18 protein-coding genes are annotated in these 22,938 nt (G+C 40.7%); 4 read left to right on the top strand and 14 right to left on the bottom strand.

Annotation, left to right across the window (positions count from 1 at the left end):
- Positions 1 to 80 precede the first annotated feature (80 nt).
- Positions 81 to 2,837, bottom strand: a complete 2,757-nt coding sequence (locus ADHAQ_RS0115975) for a T9SS type B sorting domain-containing protein (protein WP_051359969.1) — start codon at positions 2,835 to 2,837, stop codon at positions 81 to 83.
- A 229-nt stretch (positions 2,838 to 3,066) separates the two neighbouring features.
- Between ADHAQ_RS0115975 and ADHAQ_RS0115970 the strand changes: the two genes are divergently transcribed.
- The 4 genes from ADHAQ_RS0115970 to ADHAQ_RS0115955 all read left to right on the top strand — a co-directional run bounded on the left by ADHAQ_RS0115970 (position 3,067) and on the right by ADHAQ_RS0115955 (position 7,225).
- Positions 3,067 to 3,738, top strand: a complete 672-nt coding sequence (locus ADHAQ_RS0115970) for a succinate dehydrogenase cytochrome b subunit (RefSeq protein WP_026463793.1) — start codon at positions 3,067 to 3,069, stop codon at positions 3,736 to 3,738.
- An 18-nt stretch (positions 3,739 to 3,756) separates the two neighbouring features.
- Positions 3,757 to 5,670, top strand: a complete 1,914-nt coding sequence (locus tag ADHAQ_RS0115965) for a fumarate reductase/succinate dehydrogenase flavoprotein subunit (protein WP_026463792.1) — start codon at positions 3,757 to 3,759, stop codon at positions 5,668 to 5,670.
- 148 nt (positions 5,671 to 5,818) lie between these two features.
- A complete protein-coding gene (locus tag ADHAQ_RS0115960) occupies positions 5,819 to 6,571 on the top strand; it encodes a succinate dehydrogenase/fumarate reductase iron-sulfur subunit (RefSeq protein ID WP_026463791.1) in 753 nt (250 codons plus the stop codon).
- A 129-nt stretch (positions 6,572 to 6,700) separates the two neighbouring features.
- A complete protein-coding gene (locus ADHAQ_RS0115955) occupies positions 6,701 to 7,225 on the top strand; it encodes an NADPH-dependent FMN reductase (RefSeq protein WP_026463790.1) in 525 nt (174 codons plus the stop codon).
- Between the two features lie 73 nt (positions 7,226 to 7,298).
- Here ADHAQ_RS0115955 and ftsZ read toward each other — a convergent pair whose 3' ends face one another.
- The 13 genes from ftsZ to mraZ form a co-directional block, all read right to left on the bottom strand.
- Positions 7,299 to 8,828 carry a cell division protein FtsZ gene (gene ftsZ, locus ADHAQ_RS0115950; protein ID WP_026463789.1) on the bottom strand — a complete coding sequence of 510 codons (1,530 nt, stop codon included), beginning with the start codon at positions 8,826 to 8,828 and terminating at the stop codon, positions 7,299 to 7,301.
- 22 nt (positions 8,829 to 8,850) lie between these two features.
- On the bottom strand, positions 8,851 to 10,176 hold the full coding sequence (gene ftsA, locus ADHAQ_RS0115945) for a cell division protein FtsA (protein WP_026463788.1): 1,326 nt from the start codon (positions 10,174 to 10,176) through the stop codon (positions 8,851 to 8,853).
- Between the two features lie 10 nt (positions 10,177 to 10,186).
- Positions 10,187 to 10,954, bottom strand: a complete 768-nt coding sequence (locus ADHAQ_RS0115940; RefSeq protein WP_026463787.1) for a cell division protein FtsQ/DivIB — start codon at positions 10,952 to 10,954, stop codon at positions 10,187 to 10,189.
- On the bottom strand, positions 10,938 to 12,353 hold the full coding sequence (gene murC / locus ADHAQ_RS0115935; protein ID WP_026463786.1) for a UDP-N-acetylmuramate--L-alanine ligase: 1,416 nt from the start codon (positions 12,351 to 12,353) through the stop codon (positions 10,938 to 10,940). The genes ADHAQ_RS0115940 and murC overlap by 17 nt, the downstream gene beginning before the upstream one ends.
- Positions 12,350 to 13,465 carry an undecaprenyldiphospho-muramoylpentapeptide beta-N-acetylglucosaminyltransferase gene (murG, locus tag ADHAQ_RS0115930; protein ID WP_026463785.1) on the bottom strand — a complete coding sequence of 372 codons (1,116 nt, stop codon included), beginning with the start codon at positions 13,463 to 13,465 and terminating at the stop codon, positions 12,350 to 12,352. The genes murC and murG overlap by 4 nt, the downstream gene beginning before the upstream one ends.
- Positions 13,449 to 14,642, bottom strand: a complete 1,194-nt coding sequence (locus ADHAQ_RS0115925; RefSeq protein WP_026463784.1) for an FtsW/RodA/SpoVE family cell cycle protein — start codon at positions 14,640 to 14,642, stop codon at positions 13,449 to 13,451. Before ADHAQ_RS0115925 ends, murG begins: the two co-directional genes overlap by 17 nt.
- 114 nt (positions 14,643 to 14,756) lie before the next feature.
- Positions 14,757 to 16,100, bottom strand: a complete 1,344-nt coding sequence (gene murD / locus ADHAQ_RS0115920; RefSeq protein ID WP_026463783.1) for a UDP-N-acetylmuramoyl-L-alanine--D-glutamate ligase — start codon at positions 16,098 to 16,100, stop codon at positions 14,757 to 14,759.
- A 1-nt stretch (position 16,101) separates the two neighbouring features.
- Positions 16,102 to 17,325, bottom strand: coding sequence for a phospho-N-acetylmuramoyl-pentapeptide-transferase (gene mraY / locus ADHAQ_RS0115915; RefSeq protein ID WP_026463782.1), 1,224 nt, complete (start codon positions 17,323 to 17,325; stop codon positions 16,102 to 16,104).
- 59 nt (positions 17,326 to 17,384) lie between these two features.
- Positions 17,385 to 18,848, bottom strand: a complete 1,464-nt coding sequence (locus ADHAQ_RS0115910; protein ID WP_026463781.1) for a UDP-N-acetylmuramoyl-L-alanyl-D-glutamate--2,6-diaminopimelate ligase — start codon at positions 18,846 to 18,848, stop codon at positions 17,385 to 17,387.
- Positions 18,848 to 20,950 (bottom strand): penicillin-binding protein, encoded by a 2,103-nt coding sequence (locus tag ADHAQ_RS0115905; RefSeq protein WP_026463780.1) that lies wholly within the window; start codon positions 20,948 to 20,950, stop codon positions 18,848 to 18,850. The genes ADHAQ_RS0115910 and ADHAQ_RS0115905 overlap by 1 nt, the downstream gene beginning before the upstream one ends.
- Complete coding sequence (locus ADHAQ_RS0115900; protein ID WP_026463779.1) at positions 20,934 to 21,365, bottom strand: FtsL-like putative cell division protein; 432 nt, start codon at positions 21,363 to 21,365, stop codon at positions 20,934 to 20,936. The genes ADHAQ_RS0115905 and ADHAQ_RS0115900 overlap by 17 nt, the downstream gene beginning before the upstream one ends.
- A 103-nt stretch (positions 21,366 to 21,468) precedes the next feature.
- Complete coding sequence (gene rsmH / locus ADHAQ_RS0115895; RefSeq protein WP_026463778.1) at positions 21,469 to 22,371, bottom strand: 16S rRNA (cytosine(1402)-N(4))-methyltransferase RsmH; 903 nt, start codon at positions 22,369 to 22,371, stop codon at positions 21,469 to 21,471.
- A complete protein-coding gene (gene mraZ / locus ADHAQ_RS0115890; RefSeq protein ID WP_026463777.1) occupies positions 22,371 to 22,838 on the bottom strand; it encodes a division/cell wall cluster transcriptional repressor MraZ in 468 nt (155 codons plus the stop codon). The genes rsmH and mraZ overlap by 1 nt, the downstream gene beginning before the upstream one ends.
- Positions 22,839 to 22,938: the final 100 nt, after the last annotated feature.

Raw genomic sequence — 22,938 nt, 5'->3', positions numbered from 1 at the left:
GCGCTCCTCCAATTAAATAACAAAAGAAAAAGCCGGCAAAATACCGGCTTTTTCAATTATGGTTAAGTTTAAGCTATACCTTATTTAGCAATTTCAACCCATCCTTTAAATGTTTGTTTAGAATTTTTAGGAGAAAGAGTTATAAATTCAACTTCGGCTACATAATAATAAGTACCATCGGAGACTTGCTTACCAGCATTGTTAACCCCACGCCAGTTTATAGCCGGATCACCATTGCCATCATATACCTTATCTCCCCAACGGCTATACACGGTAAATTTCACAGACTTCACAAAAGTAGAACGCCTATCCGGGGTAAATACATCATTCCGGCCATCACCGTTAGGTGTAATAATGTTTGGCAATTGGAAGAAGAAGCAATTATCCTTACAAACCGTATTGCTATGTACACTTTCATTGCCAGAGAAGTCAGTAGCCGTTACCACATAACAACCGGCAAACGATTGTAAATTGCCATGGGTGTAGGTAGTAATATCACCGTTAACAGTAGCTAACTTAGTAAAGTCGCCTTCGTCCCCAGGTCGGAAATATATGGTATACAACTGAATATCCTGGTCACAACCCGGGCCCTGTCCCGGTACCCACGTCAACACATTCTGATACGGAGGCATAGTTGGATTCTTAATAAAGTTCTCGCAATCCAGTTGGTCAATGCTTAATTCAGGTGGACATGGAGCCGTTATATCTTTGTGAGCTATACAGGCCACTTGACTCTTATTTAATAATAAACGTGGTAATTTAGGGTTGTCATACCCCCCACGGGTTAAAATGTAATAGCAGTAGGTAACGTTTTGCTGAAGTCCTAAGTTCTGGAAGGTACCTCTATCTACGTACTGTCCGGAGGTTGCACCGGCCGCCACACTATCTATTAGGGTGAATACATTATTTATTTGCCGGTAGATATAATGCTTATATTTCGTATTGTTCCATGGTACGTTATAGGTCCAGTTAAGGGTGATATTAGTGCCATCCGAGGTTCCTTTTAATTGAACACTGGTACCGGGAGTAGCATTATCTACCAATGTACCAGTGCCTGGTCCCTGGTATAGCTCAATTTTGTAAATCCATTTTACATCAATATTATTGGCGGTTGTACTTATGTTCCTATCCAGGAAGGAAGTTTCATCCAGGTTATTAGTTCTGAAAATTTCAGTAAAGTTTGCAGGCGTTTCGCCTGGCGCCCGGAATAAACGGTATTGCAGTGGCTGGGCTAAATCTTGTAAGCTGGCGGTTGGTTTTACCCATCTAACTAATATTTCACCGTTCGCTTCATCTGTTCTTTCAACGGAAACATTCGTTAAAATAGGAATATTACTTTCAATTATAGCACATACCGGCTTGGTTGCTATACCTGCTACAACACGACTGCCATTCGGACCCGGGAATACTGCATAAATAGAATAGCAATAATCTACTCCTTTTTTCAAACCATCCGGTCCACCATTATCAGTAAATGTTGTTTGGTTGATGCCAACATCACCTACTTGCACAAAACCTGCTGAGGCCGGAATACCTGTTTCACAATAATCCGGAGAGAAATTAGAAATTCCTTCGTGTCTGAAAATCAAGATTCTGGTTGCATTAGGACAAACGTAATTATCCCAGTCTAATACAAAAGAGCTACCCTCCTGCCTTACTTTAAAATTTTCAGGGGCAGGACCAATTACCTTTATATTCCAGGGCTGAATATCAGTTAGAGGAACTGTTCCGGCTGGAGGCGTATCAGTTACCTTAAAAATAACCTGATAAGGCTGTTCTCTTACATCGGTACAGGTTGTATTCCATCTAAATGTGCCATTATTACCGCTTTGGGTAAACGTTGCAGGCGGAATAATACCACTAAAAGCCTCTAAAAACACAGGTAAATTCTCCGGATCAGTAGCGCTTACCCGCCCTATCACTGTGGTACCGGCGACCACGCACGTATCTCGCGGTATTTTAAGAACCGGTCGTTTATTATTAACGCACCTCACGCGTATTTGCATGTCTCGCAAAACTTCGCCTATCTTCCGGCCATTGCGGTATTCTTCTACCACAAAAGCTACGTTATAGTCGCCGGCCAAACAAGGAGACTCCCACACGAGCTGCCCCGTTAAGCGGTCCATACTTAATTTAGGTGGTGGGCAATTATTGCCCGGATCAGCCAAAGAAGGATCGTTAAGCGGGCGGTAACCTAATACATCACCGGCGCGCAAATTATTATTATCGCCGGAGGTATTCCGTTGCGGGGTTTGTAATCTAAAAACCAAGCTATCTCCATCTCTGTCAACGGCGCCCGGATTATGCACGAAAACCTGTCCGCAGGCAGCATAATCAAGCGGAGTAGGTAATAATCTTGGTGAATTATTTATCCCAATAAAGGGGTCTAGGGTAATGGTAGTTCTTAATAAAAAAGTCTGGGATTCGGAATTGGCAATATTGGCTACACCAATGGCGCGGTTAGACTCTGCATAGGTTATGGTATAGGTGCCACCAGCCGGATAACAATGATAAGAATAATACACACTGCGGTAGGTATCTTCAGCCCGGGCAACGGTTCTTCTCCATCTATCTACTTTCTGGCTACTACCATCTCCAAAAAAGAAAGTGGCATCCGGGTTATCGGCATTTGTCTGACTAAAATCAGTATAGGTAATCAACTTAACCACTACACACCGGAAACGCTGATCCCCCGTTTTACTGGAGTCTGGCAAAACAATAATTTCACCAGCCCTGATGTGGGTAGCATTAGCCTTGAAAACGGAAAGAAAACTTAGAAAAAAACCTAAAAGTATTATTAAATAATAAGCCTTTTTAAAGGGTATATGTTTATTCATACAAGAAGTTTACCTCATGAACGAAATTTGTTATTCTATTAGTATTTCAATAGAACAAAATTAGGTACTCAACATACGAGTTTTGTCACAAAGAAGATAAAAATATTTACATACATCTATATAATTTAGATTGATTAAAAATAGGATATAATCTATTGTTTTATAAAAGGTCGGAATGTACCTTTGGCATTAGTAAAATGTAAATTTTTAGAACTATTCCCAAATACAGATGAGTTGGTTTACTAAAACATTCTCCAGCACTATTGGCCGAAAACTGGTAGTTGCACTCACCGGTCTCTTTCTTTGCTCATTTTTAGTTGTTCACCTGATAGGTAACCTGCAATTATTTTCTGCGGATGAAGGTATAGCATTTAACGCCTATACTTATTTCATGACTCATAATCCTGTTATCAGGGCTATGGAAATTATCCTGCTTTTGGGATTTGTTTTCCATATTTACGAAGCCTATGCTTTATCCCGCCGAAATCAGGGTGCCCGTTCCGTAAAATATGCAGTCAACCACCTAGACCAGAACAGTAGCTGGTCATCCCGTAACATGGGGTTATTAGGAACTGTAATTTTTATCTTCTTATTAGTTCACCTTTACAATTTTTACTTCAAACTTAAGTTTGGAGAAATAGGATTGGATGCCCAGGGAAATAAAAACCTGTATGCAATAACCGAAGAAGCTTTTAGCCAGTGGTGGTATGTTGCATTGTATGTAATTTCAATGGTGGCCTTAGCATTTCACTTAATTCATGGATTTCAAAGTGCTTTCCAAACCTTAGGTTTAAATCATAAAAAATACACCCCGGCTATTAAAGCTGTTGGTTATGTATTTTCTATTGTGGTTTGCGCAGGTTTTGCTGCTATGCCACTGTATTTTTTCTTTTTCAAATAATCCAATCGGTTACAGTATATGATATTAGATTCCAAAATTCCTGATGGCCCTTTAGCCGAAAAATGGGAAAAACATAAATTTAATGTAAAGCTGGTAAACCCGGCAAACAAACGTAAATACGATATTATTATAGTAGGCTCTGGTTTGGCAGGAGCCTCTGCAGCAGCTACCCTGGCCGAGTTGGGGTACAATGTTAAAGTTTTCAGCTTTCATGACAGTGCTCGCCGGGCTCACAGTATAGCCGCACAAGGTGGTATCAATGCTGCTAAAAACTACCAGAACGATGGTGACAGTGTTCACCGTTTATTTTACGATACTATTAAAGGCGGTGACTACCGGGCCAGAGAAGCCAACGTTTACCGTTTAGCACAAGTATCTGTTAATATTATTGACCAATGCGTGGCGCAGGGGGTACCTTTTGCCCGTGAGTATGGCGGATTACTAGCTAACCGTTCTTTTGGTGGTGCTCAGGTATCACGTACTTTTTATGCCCGGGGTCAAACCGGTCAGCAGTTATTATTAGGTGCTTACAGTGCTCTTAACCGTCAGATTGCTTATGGCAAAGTTAAGATGTACCCACGCACCGAAATGTTGGATTTAGTTTTAGTTGATGGCAAGGCTCGTGGTATTGTTACCCGTAATTTAATTACAGGTCATATTGAGTCGCACAGTGCCCATGCCGTTATTTTGGCAACCGGTGGTTATGGTAACGTATTTTACCTTTCTACCAACGCTATGGGTTCTAACACTACTGCTATCTGGCGGGCGCATAAAAAAGGAGCTTTATTTGGCAATCCTTGCTTTACCCAAATACACCCTACCTGTATTCCTGTTTCCGGCGACTATCAGTCAAAATTAACCTTGATGTCGGAATCGCTACGGAATGATGGCCGTGTATGGGTACCAAAAGCTAAAGGAGATAAAAGACCTCCTCAAAATATCCCGGAAGATGAACGTGATTATTTCTTAGAGCGGAAATACCCGGCTTTCGGTAACTTAGTACCACGCGACGTTGCTTCTCGTAATGCCAAACAAGCTTGTGATGAAGGTCGCGGTGTAGGATCTACTGGTTTAGCCGTATACTTGGACTTTGCTGATGCAATTAAACGTGATGGATTAGATAAGGTAAGCCAGAAATACGGTAACTTATTTGATATGTATGCGAAGATTACTGGTGAAAACCCTTACGAATCGCCAATGCGTATTTATCCGGCCGTTCACTATACTATGGGTGGTTTGTGGGTTGATTATAACTTAATGACCTCTATTCCTGGTTTATATGCGGCAGGTGAGGCTAATTTCTCCGATCATGGTGCTAACCGTTTAGGGGCATCGGCACTGATGCAAGGATTAGCGGATGGTTACTTTGTATTACCATATACTATCGGTGATTATTTAGCTAATATGCCTGCTGCTAAAGTAAGTGTAGATCATCCTGCTTTCAAAGAAGCTGAAGGAGCTGTTCGGGCGGATATTCAAAAATTATTATCTATTAACGGCACTAAAACTGTTGATGATTTCCATAAAGAGCTTGGCCACTTAATGTGGGATTACTGCGGTATGGCTCGTAATGCAGAAGGTTTAACATACGCAAAAGGTAAAATTCGTGAATTACGCGAAGAATACTGGAAAAATGTAAAACTGGTAGGTGTAAACGAAGAATTTAACCAAACGCTGGAAAAAGCAGGACGTGTTGCAGACTTCCTGGAATTAGGCGAACTAATGGTTACTGATGCGTTAAACCGTAATGAATCCTGCGGTGGTCACTTCCGGGAAGAGTATCAAACACCGGAAAACGAAGCCTTACGGGATGATGAAAATTATACGTATGTAGCAGCCTGGGAATATACAGGATCTAACAGCGAACCAATTTTACATAAAGAGGAACTTCAGTTCGAGAATGTAAAATTAACGCAACGTAGTTATAAATAATTTAAGGAAATTAGTCGTTAAAAAATAAAAGAATCAGGAACCGGGTAAACGGAGATAACTGCTTCAGAAAAGCACCTAATACTTAACCGGTTCTTGATTCTACCTAATATTAAAAGAAATGGCAGGTAATAACCCAAACAGCAAGCCCATGAATCTGACTCTGAAAGTTTGGAGACAGAAAAACACCAATGCCAGTGGCCAGCTTGTAACATATAATGTAAAAGATATTTCTCCTGAAATGTCTTTCCTGGAAATGATGGACGTTCTTAATGAAGATTTACTTCGTCAAGGACAGGACCCAATTGCTTTCGACCACGATTGCCGGGAAGGTATTTGCGGGATGTGTAGCTTGTACATCAATGGCCGCGCACACGGACCTGAAAGTGGCACAACCACATGTCAGTTACACATGCGTAAATTCAGCGATGGCGATACTATTGTAATTGAGCCATGGCGGGCAAATGCATTTCCAATTCACAAAGATCTAAGCGTAGACCGGTCCGCCTTAGACCGTATTCAGCAGGCAGGCGGATACGTATCTGTTAATACAGGTGGTGTTCCGGATGCAAACGAAATTCCAATTCCTAAGTCAATTGCTGATAAAGCTTTTGATGCAGCAACCTGTATCCAATGCGGAGCCTGCGTAGCAGCTTGTAAAAACGCATCGGCTATGTTGTTCTTAAGTGCTAAAGTATCGCAGCTGGCTTTATTACCGCAAGGGCAGGTAGAACGCAAAACAAGGGTAGAAAATATGTTAGCGCAACACGATGAAGAAGGTTTTGGCTCTTGTACTAACATTGGTTCTTGTGCAGCAGAGTGCCCGGTTGGTATATCATTAGAAAACATTGCGATTCTAAATCGTGAATATATTGTGGCTAAAGCAACATCAGAGAACGTTTAATTTAATTTTAGTAAAAAAAGAAAAAGCGAGCCCTTGTGACTCGCTTTTTTTATAGCTGTATATTTAATAACCTTTATTACTTCATTTGGTTTACAGAAAAGCAGCTTAAAAATCTAATTTTTCGTTAAAATGATAACCATAATTGCAGGAACCAACCGCCCCAACTCCAATGCAAGAGTAATTTCTGACATATATGCGGACCTACTTCGGCAGCGGGGGGAAACTTGTCAGATTTTAGATTTAATTAATTTACCAGTTGATTTTACATCAACTGCTCTTTATGACAATTGCGGAAAGAGTGAAGGGTTTAATGCTTTAAATGACCTGATAAACAATTCTGATAAGTTTGTTTTTATAGTTCCGGAATATAATGGTTCCTATCCTGGCGTGTTAAAAGCTTTTATCGATGGTCTTAGTTTTCCCAATAGCTTAAAAAATAAAAAAGCAGCATTAGTAGGCATTTCAACGGGTACCCAGGGAGGCGCCATAGCATTAAGTCATCTTACTGATGTATTACATTACATTGGCACTCATGTTTTGGCTGCCAAACCTCGTTTAATGTTTATCCATAAAAACTTAAATGAAGGCAAACTAACTAATGCCTTATACCTCACTTTACTGCAAGAACAAATTGAAACATTTGTGTCTTTTTAAACTGGTACTTTAAGCATAAAAAAAGAGCCCGATTAAATTTAATCGGGCTCTTTTTTTATGCTTAAAGGTATAATTAATCTACATTATCGTGTAAAAACTTATTATCACCTAATATATCATTATCATCATTCAAATTGAACCGGGAAATACTACGGGCAGAAGATGGTGCTACATTTTCCAGCGCAACATTACGACGTAAGTAAGCCGGTACTTCTAATTTTTCTTTGATAGCATCACTGGTTATTTCAGTGCTTAATCTGCGTAAACGTTCCCGTCTTTCATCCGCCTGCTTCTGTAAGTTTGGCCGCTCCTCTTCATACGGGCTTGGTGCAATAGCCGGTTCCATAAACTCAGGAGCATACACTTCTGGTTGAGGCGCGGTTTCCAGGCGTTGTTGTTTAGAAGACGATTCTAAGTCAATAATAACTTTTACCTGTTCCTGTTGCGCCACATAAGTAGTTTCTGGCTGAGGAACTGCCATTACTGGTCTTTGTGCATAAACAGGTTCTGCAACAACTGGAGCAGCAGGAGCTGTTTCAAAGATTGGCGTATTAATAACCACTTGTGGCTCAGGCTCAAATGCTGCTGCTACCCTTCTGGCCCCTTGTGGCTCAATAATAGACCGTCCTTCTTTAGCAAAACCGGTAGCAATTACTGTAACCCGGATGCTCTGACCTAAAGAAGAATCGATACCATGTCCAAAAATTACTTCTGCCTCTTCTCCGGCTTTTTCCTGAATATACTCTGTTATCTCAGTTAATTCATCCATTTCCAGTTCCGCCTGATCGCCGGACATAATGGATAATAATATTTTCTGAGCACCATGTATATCGGTGTTATTTAATAAAGGTGAAGATAAGGCTTCTTCGGCGGCGCGTAAGGCCCGGTTTTCTCCTTCGGTAGTAGCAGATCCCATTACAGCGGCACCAGAATCTTTCATTACCGTTTTAACATCTTCAAAGTCAACGTTAACTTCGGAGGTAACCGTAATAATTTCGGCTATACTTTTAGCGGCAGTACTTAAAACATTATCGGCTTTGGCAAAGGCCTGGCGAATAGGCAAATTACCAAACATCTCACGCAGCTTGTCGTTCAGGATAACCAGTACGGTATCACAGCTTTCGCTTAATTCCAGAATTCCATTATCAGCCTGGGCGCGTTTTTTGCGGCCTTCAAACATGAAAGGCGCTGTAACAATCCCTACGGTTAGGATATCTAAATCTTTAGCTACTTTCGCAATTACCGGAGCGGCTCCTGTACCGGTTCCTCCACCCATACCAGCGGTTATAAAAACCATTTTGGTATCATTGCCTAATAATTCCCGGATTTGCTCTTTGCTTTCTAAAGCGGCTTGTTTGCCACGTTCAGGATTAGCACCTGCACCTAAACCTTCTGTTAAATCAACCCCGATTTGTAATTTGTTTGGTACGCTGCTACTTTTTAGTGCCTGTACGTCCGTATTACAAACAACAAACTCCACATCTTTAATGCCCTGGTTGTACATGTGGTTTACCGCATTACTGCCGCCTCCGCCCACACCTATCACCTTAATGATGGATTTTGTTTGGGAAGGAATATCAAACTTGTAAGATGAAAAAGCCATTTTAAACTCGCCGCTTTAAATATTAATAATTTTGTTTGTCATCAAAGTCATCGATCAACAACCCTTTGGTCCGATCTATAATTTTCTTAAAGAAGTCGCTGCCTCCCCCTGTATTTTGCTTGGTAGTAACTACCCGCTCATTTACCCGGTGCGTTTCAGCATTCTTTACTTCTGCGTAACGGGTTAATCGATCATCGAAGGATTTATAGCCGGAAAGTACTAAACCTACAGAGGTTGCATACATCGGACTTTTTACCGCATCAATTTTACTTTTGCCTAAATGTTCGTTCGGGTACCCGATACGTGCATCTAAACCCGTTAAATATTCCACTAATTGCACCAGATTTTGTAACTGAGAGCCACCGCCTGTAATTACAATACCTGCTGCCAAACTGTTGGCATATCCGCTTCTAACAATTTCTGAGTATACAAGTTCAACAATTTCTTCCATTCTTGCTTCAATTATATAAGCAAGATTTTTTAAAGAAATTTCCTTAGGCGTGCGATCCCGCAAGCCAGGAATTGAAACAATCTCATTTTCAGAGGCTTCGTCAGCAATTGCCTTACCAAACTTCACTTTTAACTGCTCAGCCTGGTTTTGCATGACCATGCAACCTTGTTTAATGTCGGAAGTTACAATATTCCCGCCAAAAGGTAAAACAGCAGCGTGTCTAATTATGTTATCTTTAAAGATAGCTAAATCAGTAGTTCCTCCTCCAATGTCAATTAAAGCTACCCCAGCTTCTTTCTCTTCATCACTTAGAACCGACATACTAGATGCCAAAGGCTCTAATATAAGGGTTTCTATTTCCAATCCCGCCCTGGTAACGCATTTATTTATATTATTTATCGCATTTGACTGCGCTGTAATAATATGGAAGTTTCCTTCTAAACGCACCCCCGACATGCCTACCGGATCGATAATACCTTCTTCGTAATCTACTTTATAGTCCTGAGGCATTACGTGGATGATTTCACTCCCTGGAGGAGTAACCAACCGGTACATATCGTTGGTCAGCCGGTTTACATCATCAATGGTAATTTCATTGTCTGTAGTTGCCCGGGTAATGCTTCCGTTATGTTGCAAGCTTTTAATGTGTTGCCCGGCAATACCCACATTTACCACCCCAATATTAATACCAGATTGCTCTTCGGCCATTTTAATGGCTTTCTTAATAGCATCCACGGTTTTATCAATATTACTTACAATACCACGTACAACCCCTTCCGAAATGGCCTTTCCCATGCCTAGGATTTCAAGCTTGCCAAACTCGTTCTTCCGGCCCACCAAAGCACAAATTTTGGTGGTCCCGATATCTAGGCCTACTACAATTTTGTCATTTTGCATATTTTATATCTTATTCACAGATAATCTGATTGTTAAACTCCACGTTTACTCTTTTATATTTATCATAACCCATAGCCGGCAACACCCTTTTATAAAAGATCAATATTTTTTTAAACTTTTGCTCGATGTCAGCCGGCCTGCCAAATTCTATCGTTTCGTTTCCCACTTGCGGCAAAAAAGAAATTTTCCCTTTTGCATCGATCTGCATCTGTGAAAGCTGGGCTTTCCAAAATGCATCCTTTTCTATGAATTGTAAAAGTCTTAAGTAATTTCTTCCGGTTGAATCCTGAAAAAAATCCTTTGTAAGCGAAGGTGCTCTTTCCTCCCGAAGGATTGGGATCACTTTTGCAGTAAATCGGTCAGATAAAGGCAAAGTATTACCTTGCTCGTCTATGTACACATCTCTTTCAGAATCAGCGTGTACAATCCGGGCAATGGGTCTGTTTTGCTTTATTTTGATGTTGATGTTACCGGCCAGATCACGAAATACCTGCGCATCCTGTACAAATTTATGCGATTTTATTCGCAATTCAAGGTTTTTGAGGTCAATCTCACTAATTTTTAAACCCTCCAATTTGGTGGTCCCATAGTGGGTTAAAATCTCCTTTACTTCCCGGTCACTAATAAAGTAATTATTATATTCATTATCAATAGTAATATAGACTTTATTGCATATTTTTTTCTCTTGCCGCAAATTTACAAAGTACCCCAGCCCGCCAATGACTCCTAAACATATTACAGAAAAAAGTAAATAAATTATTTTACGCTTCCGCAACATGCTTTTTATCCTCCAAAATTAACTTAATAGGCTTCACTAAAGTGTCAATGTCGCCAGCTCCAACCGTAGCAAGAATTTGAAGATCGGTATTATTTTCCAGACTAGCGAGAACTTCTTCTTTAGTGTTGATAACTTTTTTCGGTGACGTTACTTTATCTAAAATCATCTGCGCCGTTACTCCTGGAATTGGCTTTTCCCGGGCAGGATAGATCTCCAATAATACCAATTCATCGGCCTGGCTTAAGCTTTCGGCAAAATCATCGGCAAAATCTCTGGTTCGGGTAAATAAGTGTGGCTGAAAAATTACTTTAAGTTTCTTTTCCGGATACAGCGCCTTTAGCGAACGCATAAAAGCATTTATTTCACTGGGATGGTGAGCGTAATCATCTATGTAAATAACCTCCTTTTTATCAACTATATATTCAAACCGGCGGTGTACCCCTTTATATGTTTTTACACCTTCAACCAATTTCGCTGCATCTACTTTTAAAAGTTGAGCTGCTGAAACAGCAGCAATCATATTCTCTACATTGTGATGCCCCGGAACAACCAGTTCTAAATCAGGCAAATTTCCTAAGGTACTATTTAAGAAAAATCCAAATTTGCGTCCGGAAATAGTTACATCTGATGCGTGAATATTTTGCCCCTCAAAAGAGTACCAAAGAATCGTTACTGATGGATCAATTTTAGCCGTTACCCTTCTATCCACTTGCTCATTCAGGATTAGAAATCCATTAGGTTTAATCTGGCTTATAAAGTCCTGAAAGGTTTTGATAAGTTCCTCTTTATCCCCATAAATATCTAAATGGTCTGCATCTGTGGAAGTTAAAATAGCTATATTGGGATAAAGGTGCAGAAAAGACCGATCGTATTCATCTGCCTCTACCACTACTGTCTCCGGAGTTGTACTATTTGCCGCCAGTAATAAATTGGAATTTAAGTTTACAGATATACCACCTAAAAAAGCAGAGCAGTTTACTTCAGCCTGATTAAGCAAATGCGCCACCATCGATGAGGTTGTAGTTTTTCCGTGCGTACCTGCAACAGCTACCGTTGTAGCAGCACTCCGGGTAATCAACCCCAACACTTCCGCTCTTTTTTTAATTGTATATCCCTGCTCCTGCAGGTAATTCCACTCAGCATGTTCCTTAGGAATGGCTGGGGTTAAAATAATTAATGTTTCCTTTTTCCCGGTTAATACCTGTTGCGGAATATGATTTACACTATCGTCGTAATGTATAGTTATACCTTCTGCCACTAATGCCTGGGTAAGTGGGGTCTCGGTACGGTCGTACCCCCAAACCGGAAACCCTTTGGTATTAAACCAACGGGCAATGGCGCTCATGCCAATTCCACCAATTCCTAAAAAGTAGATATATTTATAATCTTCGAGTTTCAAGGCATTAATTTTATAAGTTCGTCTACAATAGTTGCTGCTGCATTAGGCTTACCTAACTTCAAAATGTTTTGTCCTAATTGCTTTTGCTTTTCCAGGTTTTGCATCAAACTAAAAGTAGTTGCATACAATTTGTCATCGGCTTCGGCATCTTTTACAAATAATGCAGCCTCTCGCTGTACCAAAGCCATTGCATTTTTTGTTTGATGGTCTTCTGCTACATTAGGGGAAGGCACTAATACAACTGGTTTTCCAACCAGGCATAATTCAGAAATAGAAAGGGCCCCGGCACGGGAAATCACTACATCTGCGGCGGCATAGGCTAAATCCATGCGCCTGATAAAATCAAAAGCTTTGAGGCCACTGGCGGTATATGAATTTACTGCTGTCTGAGCCTGAGCAAAAAATGTTTTACCAGTTTGCCAAATTAATTGGTACCCTGAATCCTGAATCTGGGACAGGTATTTTTCGGTACTTTGATTAATAGTACGGGCCCCTAAGCTACCCCCTATTACTAAAATTGTTTTTTTACTTGGTTGTAAATTAAAAAAGGCCAAAGCCTCCTCCTGCGCAGTATTAACCTGTACAATATCCTGGCGCACGGGATTTCCGGTAACTACGATTTTGGAAGCCGGGAAGAAATTATTCATTCCTTCGTAGGCTACACAAATTTTATTTACCCGTTTTGCTAATAATTTATTTGTAATACCTGCGTAAGAATTTTGCTCCTGAATAAGACTTGGAATCTTTAAGGAAGTACCCGCAAATAATACCGGCGCACTGGCATAACCACCCACCCCCACTACAGCATCTGGTTTGAATTCTTTTATAATTTTTCGGGCAGCGCGGATACTGGAAAAAACCTTGAATGGAAATGAAAGATTTTCCAACGTTATGCGCCTTTGTAACCCAGCTATGGTTAATCCAATAATATTATATCCTGCTTCCGGTACCCGGGTCATTTCCATACGGCCTTTAGCACCCACGAATAATATTTCAGAATTCGGGTAAAGCAACTTTATTTGGTTAGCAATAGCCACTGCCGGATAGATATGTCCGCCGGTACCGCCACCACTTATTATTACCCGGTAACTTTTGCTAGTTTCTCGCGACATTGGCTACTAAATTAGATGGAACATTAGCATTAGGAGCAATATTGCCTTTTTTTGATGAGGAATCAGAAGCTGATTCGGTACGGCTTACGCTTAAAATAATACCAATAGAAATTCCGGTAAATATTAAAGAAGTTCCCCCCATACTTAGCAGCGGCAATGGCAAACCAGTAATAGGTCCTAACCCGACTGTCACGCCCATATTTACCATAGCCTGTATTACCAGGCTAAAACTTAAACCGGCCGACAAAAGTCCACCAAAAGCTCCCAGGCTTTTACTCACTGCCATCATGCCCCGGTACAAAAAGGCTAAGTATAAAAACACAATAAATATTCCTCCAATGATTCCGTACTCTTCTATAATTATGGCATAAATAAAATCAGAATAAGGCAAAGGCAGGAAATTCCGCTGATCACTTTTACCCGGACCTTTTCCAAAAATATCACCGGTAGCAATTGCTATGTATGATTGTTCTAACTGGAAAGGGGTTTCGCTTTCGTCCATGAAATTTTCAATCCGGCTGATTGCAGTACCCATCCGCTGACCTACCGCCAAAGCAATAGAGCCACAAAGCGCACCAACCAGAATTTGCATCATGATGTATTTCATAGGTATTCGCCCAATAAACATTAATAACATGCTGGTTAAGAAAAGCAGCAGGCCAGTAGAAATATTCATTAGCGCAATTAAACCACATATTGTTCCTACCCATAACAGCATAGGAATTATGGTTCCTTTCATGTTATCTAAACTAAGCTGCCGCTTAGATAGCATACTGGCCAGGTAAGTAATAAGCGAAAGTTTAGCTAAATCGGATGGTTGGAAAGTCTGGTTTATAACCGGAATAACAATCCAACGGGAGGCATCATTATAAGTGGTTCCAAATTTCCAGGCAAACAGGAGTAGAGGCACCGATAGTATAAGCCCCAGCAAAGATAAACGGGAATAATAGCGGTAGTTAACTTTATGAGCAAACCACATAAAGGCCAGGCCTACAAAAATAAGGCTGGTGTGTTTAAAGAGAAAATACTCTGTATTGCCCCCACCTTTGCGGTAGGCTAAGGTGCCGGTAGCCGAATACACCACCAGAATACTGATTAATGAAAAAGTAATTACAATACCCCACAAAATAGGATCCCCTTTTAAGTTTTCCTGCAACCAAGCTTTTACTTTATTCATGATACCAACTGTATTATTCAGATATTCCTAATTCTTCATCTACTTATTACTTTCTTAATCTTGCTGTTTCCATGGAAGGAATTCAGGGATTATTATTTATTGTTGCTGCTTGTATCAGGATGGATTTAAAACCAACCGCTGAACGGCTTCGGCGAAGCTTCTGCCGCGGTGTTCATAGTTCTGGAAAAGATCAAAACTGGCACAAGCCGGAGATAGTAACACCACATCTCCTGCTACTGCCCCTGCTTTTGCTTTCTGCACAGCTTCATCCACTGATTGTGTTTCCTCAATTATTGGAATTACATCCTTGAAAGCCTGCAATAGCTTTGCATTCTCCTTGCCTAAACATATTAAAGCTTTGATTTTTTCTTTTGCTAAAGGCACCAACGTTTCGTAATTATTGCCCTTATCCACACCTCCGGCAATCCAGATAATTGGCTTTTTAATACCTTCCAATGCATACCAAACGGCTTCCACATTAGTAGCTTTGGAATCATTTATATAAGTAACACCGGCTGAAGTACCTACCGGCTGTAACCGGTGATCAGCATTTTGGAAAGTAGCTAAGGCTTTTTCTATCTGGGGCGGTTTTATACCCATTAACAAGGCAGCAGTTACGGCTGCAAGGGTATTATATTGGTTATGCTTACCAATTAAAGGAGAAGTAGAAACATTAACAATATCCCGAATACCGGCTATCTCAGTTACAATTACCTCTTCCTGAAAGTAAGCACGGATACCATGTTGTTGGTTTAGCCCAAACGGTACAGCCGTTCCGGTAAAATCTTCCTGGCTAAAATGCTTTTTTATAACCTCGTCCTCAGAATTATAAATAAAATAATCAGAGGGAGTCATGTTTTGGGTAATACGTAATTTTGATTTTGCATAATTGTCCATGCAATAATCGTAGCGGTCTAAATGATCAGGCGTGATATTAAGCAGAATGCTAATATGTGCTTTAAACTGGTACATATTATCTAACTGAAAACTGCTTAATTCTACCACATAATAGTCGGTAGTATCGGTTATTACTTTTTGAGCCAGACTCTCGCCAATATTACCTGCCAATGCCACATTTAAACCAGCCGATTTTAACAAGTGATAGGTTAAAAGGGTGGTAGTGGTTTTACCATTAGTACCGGTTATACAAATAAATTTGGCCTGCGTATACCGCCCGGCAAATTCTATTTCTGAAATAATGGGTATATTTTTAGCTTTAGCCTGTTTTATAATTTCGGCTTTATCCGGAATGCCCGGGCTTTTAATTATTTCATTAGCCGATAAAATTTTATCATAATCATGTTTTCCTTCTTCAAAAGGAATATGATTTTGCTCAAGTGTTTCTTTATAAGCCTCCCTGATGCTGCTCATATCTGATACAAACACCTCCAGCCCTTTAGCTTTAGCCAACAGGGCTGCTCCTACTCCACTTTCACCGGCTCCTAATATTGCTATCATGTTATCTCAGTTTTAATGTTGCCAGGGTTAAAAGCGCCAGCATAATGCCTACAATCCAGAATCTGGAAACAATTTTGGATTCGTGGTAACCTAATTTCTGGTAATGGTGGTGCAACGGTGACATTTTAAATATCCGGCGGCCCTCGCCATATCTTTTTTTGGTGTATTTAAAATAACCAACCTGCAGCATCACGGATAAATTCTCGATCATAAAGATGCCGCATAAAATTGGCACCAGTAATTCTTTCCGAACGATCAAAGCCAGAACCGCTATGATACCACCAATTGAAAGACTACCGGTGTCTCCCATAAACACTTGGGCAGGAAAAGAGTTGTACCACAAGAAACCGATACACGCTCCCACAAAGGCCGTACAAAAAATCGTTAATTCCCCGGAATTGGGAATAAACATAATGTTCAGGTAGTCCGCTAAAATAGAGTTACCCGATACCCATGCAAAAATAGCCAGGGTTATACCTATTATAGCAGAAGTACCGGCAGCTAAACCATCTAAACCATCGGTTAGGTTAGCACCATTCGAGAAAAATGTAATAAACAAAATTACGAATGGGATATACAGATAGCAGGCCCATTGGCCCATAACTGGCTCTGCAAAAGCAAATAATGAGCAATAATCTAACTCGTTATTTTTGAAAAAGGGAATGGTGGTAATCATGGATTTTACATCCAGATAAGTGGGAGAAGCATCCACTGCTGACAAGGCTCCCGAAGGATTCGTTACATACTGCCGAACAACTACTTCATCACTAATAAATAATATATACCCTACAATCAGTCCGATGCCTACCTGGCCAATAATTTTAAACTTGCCGGCTAAACCTTCCTTATTTTTACGGAAAACTTTAATATAATCATCCAGGAAACCAATTAAACCTAACCAAACAGTAGTTATCAGCATCAGGATAATATAAATATTATCAAGGCGGGCAAATAAAAGTGTAGGAGCTAGAATGGCCAGCAAAATAATCAGACCTCCCATAGTAGGAGTTCCTTTTTTATCAACCTGGCCGGCCAGACCTAAATCCCGGATGGTTTCGCCTACTTGTTTACGTTGCAGCATCCGCACCAGACGCCCACCAAAAATCATAGCAATAAGCAAAGAAACCAAGGCGGCCATCCCTGCCCGGAAGGAAATGTATTGAAATACACCAGCTCCTACAAGATCAAATTCTTGTTTGAGGTAGTTAAAAAGGTAGTATAGCATTAAATAAGTATAAAGTCTTCTCTATAAAATCTTCTATTGGTTTGGCAAAAAATGCAGTATTATTTATTTAAAAGCTGAAACATTTCCGCCAATATTTTTTTATCATCAAAATCAGTCTTCACGCCATTTATTTCCTGGTAGGTTTCGTGCCCTTTACCAGCAACCAAAATAATGTCCTGAGAATTGGCTAGAATACAAGCTGTTTTTATAGCTTCCCTGCGATCTGCAATGGTTAGTGTTTTCTTTAAATCCGTTGCTTTTACACCAGCCTGCATCTGATTTAATATTTCCTGGGGATCTTCAAAGCGGGGATTATCAGAAGTCAAAATTACCCGATCGCTGTACTGGCAAGCAATGTCAGCCATAATAGGTCGCTTAGCGGCATCCCGGTTTCCACCACAACCTACCAGCGTAATTACCTGCTGTTCAGGTCGGCGTATCTGCTTGATAGTATTCAATACATTCTGCAAGGCATCAGGTGTGTGGGCATAATCCACGATAGCTGTTACCTGACTATCAGAAACGATATAATCAAAACGGCCTACGGCTGACGAGAGACTGGATAAAACAGTTAATACTTCATCTTCATCTTCGCCTAATAAAACCGCTGCTCCATATACCGCTAATAGATTATAAGCATTAAAAGCCCCAATCAGCTTGCACCAAACTTCTTTCCCGTTAATTTCGAGTTGTAACCCTTGGATGGAGTTATCTATAATTTTGGCTTTAAAATCTGTGACAGACCGCAACGAGTAGGAATAGGTTTTAGCTTTGGTATTTTGCACCATTACCTGCCCTCTTTTATCATCGCCGTTCACTAAGGCAAATGCATTCTTAGTCAAAAAGTCAAAGAATAATTTTTTGGCGCGAATGTACTCGTCAAAGGTTTTATGGTAATCAAGATGATCGTGGGTAATATTGGTAAAAATAGCCCCAGCAAATTTTAACCCGCTTACCCGATGTTGGACCAAAGCATGAGAACTTACCTCCATAAAACAGAACCGACAACCCTCCTTTACCATCCGGGCCAATAAGGCATTTAATGAAATAGCATCTGGAGTAGTATGGGTAGCCGGAATAACGGATTCATTAATCTGATTTTGCACTGTGGAGAGCAAACCAACCTGGTAGCCTAACTCCCGAAAGAGCTTATGTAAAAGAGTTACACAAGTAGTTTTTCCGTTAGTACCCGTTACGCCTACTAATTTTAATTTCTTGGATGGATGACCATAAAAGGCCGCTGCCATATGCCCCATGGCTTCGGCACTATCCTTTACCTGGATATAAGTTACCCTGGAATTTATTTGCTCGGGTAAGGTTTCGCAAACAATGGCCGTACTACCGGCTTCCTCCGCTTTTGCTATAAAGGCGTGCCCATCTGTCTGGACTCCCTTAATAGCAAAAAAAAGCATACCCGGACCTGCCTGACGGGAATCAAAAGTTAGCCCTTGTACTTCTACGGTTTCAGCACCCAGAATTTGTACCGGTTTAATATCAGAAAGCAGGGAATTTAGTTGCGGCATTAACTTAATGTTATAGTAATGGTACTTCCTTTTTTAGCTGGCTGCCCAGCCTCTATTGATTGATCCTTCACTCGCCCCACTCCTACGATACGTACTTTCAATCCTTGGTTACCTAAAATATATAAAGCATCCCGCAAGGTCATGCCAGATACATCTGGCACCATTCCAGCTTTTAAAGGATTAGGTTTCCAAACCAAAGCTTTATTTTGGGAGTCCGCTTTAATCCATTCTTCTTCAGCGAGCGAATGGGTGCTTATTCCTAACTTATTACAGATTAAGGTTAATTCTTCCTGATAGCCGGCCTGTACGAAAGGTAGTTTAGCCCGATCAGCGGGCATCTTAGCAACTAGAGGCTCATGTAAAGCCAGGTCACGGGCATAAGCCTTATCCGCTAATTCCCGGAAAACCGGGGCTGCTACATCCCCACCATAAATTCGCCCTCCTTTAGGAGTATCTATAATTACAATACAAGAATATTTAGGATTATCAGCCGGGAAATACCCGCAGAAAGACGTGGAATAATCACGGATATATTTTCCATCTTTAATTTTCCAGGAAGTTCCCGATTTGCCAGCCACTTTATAATAAGGACTTTTAACACGTTTTCCTGTACCTCTTTCTACTACGCCTTCCATTAATACCCGCAGTTTACGCACAGTTTCTTCCGAGCAAATACGGGTAGAGCTAAAGTTAGCCTGAGAAAAGCGCTCGATAACAACATCTGCTTTCCGAATTTCTTTAACTATTATAGGAGTAACTTTTATACCATTATTAGCCACCGCATTGTAGAAAGCAAGCGTTTGAATAGGCGAAATTTGTAAGCCATACCCTATAGCCATCCGGGATAAAGTTGTGCGGCTCCAGCCACGCTCAGAAGGCGTCCGAATATATGGCTTTGCTTCGCCATGCATCTGGAAACCAAGTGGCTTAGACAGACCAAATTTATGCAGGTAATCAACATACTTCTGAGGTTTATTCCCAAAGCTTTCTTCAATAAGCTTGGCCGTTCCTACGTTAGAAGATTTTTCAAAAACATTTGATATAGTAATTTTACCAAAGCCATCGCCATGGGCCTCACCCATGGTTTTACCTCCAATTAACTGTCGGCCATGGCCGGTATCAATAGAATCTTCAGGGGATAACTTTGTTTCCTCAAACAAAGCCATCATAGAGGCTAGTTTGAAAGTTGAGCCCGGTTCGGTTCGGCCGTGGTTACCTACGGCATAATTATAATTTTCAACATAAACACCTTCCCGCTCTCTACCCAAATTGGCAATTGCTTTAATTTCTCCGGTTTGTACCTCCATTAAAATTACACAACCATATTGGGCGTTATTAGATACTAAGGCTTTATAAAGGGCATTTTCAGCAACATCCTGCAGGTTTATATCAATGGTAGTTTTAATATCATAGCCTGGCAGGGGTTTTACTTCCGTTCCATTATATATAGGCTTATTACCTCCGGCCATCCGCTCAAACAAAGCTTCTCCATCTTTTCCGGCTAACTGGCCATTAAATGTATATTCCAGTCCAGAACCTTTTTTATCCTCCGTTATACGACCAATAGTCCGCTGAGCCAGCGAACCAAACGGGCGGAAACGTTTATCTACCCTTTCGAAAATAACGCCACCTTTATTTTTACCTTCCCGGAATATAGGCCAATTGGCCATCATTTTCTTTTCCTGGTAATTAATCTGGTGGCTGTGTAAGCGTAGATACCTCCTTTTTGCTAAGCGGGCATTTTTAATTTTACGGTAATATTCTTTAGCCGGCTTATCCTGGTAAAACCGGGACAAAAGCATCGCCAAAGAATCTATTTTTTGGTTAAAAAGCTTTTCATCACAAATAGTTGCATCAAACGCTACCCGGTAAAATGGCAGTGAAGTAGCCATTATGCTTTCATTATCAGATAAAATATTACCCCGCGTTGCATAAACCGGCTGGTAAACAATGCGGCTCTCCTTCGCAATCTGAGCCCATTTTTCACCTTCAAATAATTGGATACGAATTACTTTGGCTACAATGGCGCAGGCGAATAAACAAATAACCAGGAAAGCTACCCGCACCCGGGTGACAATTGATTTTTTAATATTCTTCGCCATTAACTACAATCTGATAAGGGGGTGAAGAACTTTCTATTAAACCTGAGGATGCAACATTACGAGCTACTTCCGATTGCTTACTCGCTTCCATGTAGTCTGACTTAAGCGTGGTATAGTCGGCGCGTAAGTCGTCGGTTTCGGATTTAATTCGATCTATTTTACGGATAGTTTTTTCAGCATAGTGGGTGTTCCCAATATAAAACAACGCCACCACCATTAAATATAAAATGTAAGGCAAATATTTAACCGGTAGTCCGTCGTGGAAAAGACTATCCATTCTGGTTAACCGGTCGAGAATATGGAAAATACTAATTCCTTTTGGCCGTTCTGGCCGTTCTTCAACCACTTGGGGCACTTCTCGCAAAGTATTGGCTTTCCGTTTTACGGGCCTTTCTTTTACTGTATTAAATGCCATATTCTTAAAGTTTTACGTTGTAAGTATCAAGTCTTAAGCTCTCCATAATCGCCACCATAAATTTCTTATTCTATTACTTATTACTCTTTACCTATAACTTTTACTATAATTTCTCTGCTACCCGAAGCTTAGCACTTCTGGAACGGTTATTTTCCTGTAATTCAACTGCAGATGGGGTAATTGGCTTCCGGTTAACAGCTTCTAAAGGCTTTTTTTCATTCCCAAAAAAATCTTTCTCTACGTCACCGAAAAATTTACCCGTCCGGATAAAGTTTTTCACCAGTCTATCTTCCAGCGAATGGTACGAAATAACCACTAACCTGCCTCCCGGCTTCAGCACTTCTGCCGATTGAACCAGCATTTCTTCCAGGGCTTTCATTTCGTCGTTTACTTCCAACCGTAATGCTTGGAAGACCTGAGCTAAATACTTGTTCTCTTTCCCCTTAGGCAAACAGCTGGCAATAGCTTCTTTAAACTGGCCTATTGTTTCCAACTCCTGTGATGCTCTTTTCAGCACTACTGTTCTGGCCAGTGTTTTGGCATTTTTTACTTCTCCGTATATACCAAACAGTTTATGCAAATCTTCCTCTGCATAAGTATTTAGTATATCCTTTGCCGTCTTTTGCCCGTCTTTATCCATCCGCATATCCAATGGACCATCAAAACGAGTAGAAAAGCCCCTTTCGGAGGTATTAAACTGGTGAGACGAAACCCCTAAATCAGCCAGGATGCCATCCACTTGCTTCACCCCATATAGGCGAAGGTATTTTTTAAGGTAACGGAAATTACTTTTTACAAAAGTAAAAGTAGAGCCCTCCAGCTTTTCAGCCTGCTTCTCGGCATCCGTATCCTGATCAAAACCATAAAGACGGCCGGTTGTTAACTTACTTGCAATCACTGCCGAATGGCCGCCACCGCCAAAGGTTACATCTATGTAAATTCCTTTTGGCTTTATTGCCAATGCCTCCACTGACTCCTGCAGCAATACCGGCCTATGATACTCCATTATATATTATTTTCCGTTACAGGTCCATCGCCTAAAAACTTCTGAGCCAACTGCGAGAAATTTTGATGGTCTTTAATCAGGTAATCTTCATACTTATCCGGATTCCAAATCTCTACCCGGTTACCTAACCCTACAATTATAACCTCTTTATCAATTTCTGCATACCGCACCATTGTTCGCGGCAAAACAAACCTTCCGGTACTATCTAATTCTATTTCTGTATTACCCCGAAAAAAATTACGCTGAAAGTTGCGGTACTCTTCATTAAACTCATTCAAACTAGCAACCTTATCATAAATAGTTTTCCATTCCAGCTGCGGATACAAAACCAAGCATGGCTCGAACCCCCTTGTCAGGACGACGTTGTTGCCGGAAGCCACAGGCAAGTTGGCTTTTATCTTTGCAGGTAAAACCAACCTTCCTTTGGGATCTAGCTTACATTCATATTCGCCGGATAGAAAGTTCATAAAGTGCGCTTGCATCCGAAAAATATCGGACTAAACAAAAATACGGAATTGAAAAATTAAGTCAACCACAATCCCCCACTTTTTACCACTTTGTGGATAA

The sequence above is a fragment of the Adhaeribacter aquaticus DSM 16391 genome, from assembly GCF_000473365.1.
GTDB classification, from domain to species: Bacteria; Bacteroidota; Bacteroidia; order Cytophagales; family Hymenobacteraceae; genus Adhaeribacter; species Adhaeribacter aquaticus.
Note: the sequence above shows the minus strand (reverse complement) of the source record. Positions and strands in the feature narration are given on the sequence as shown.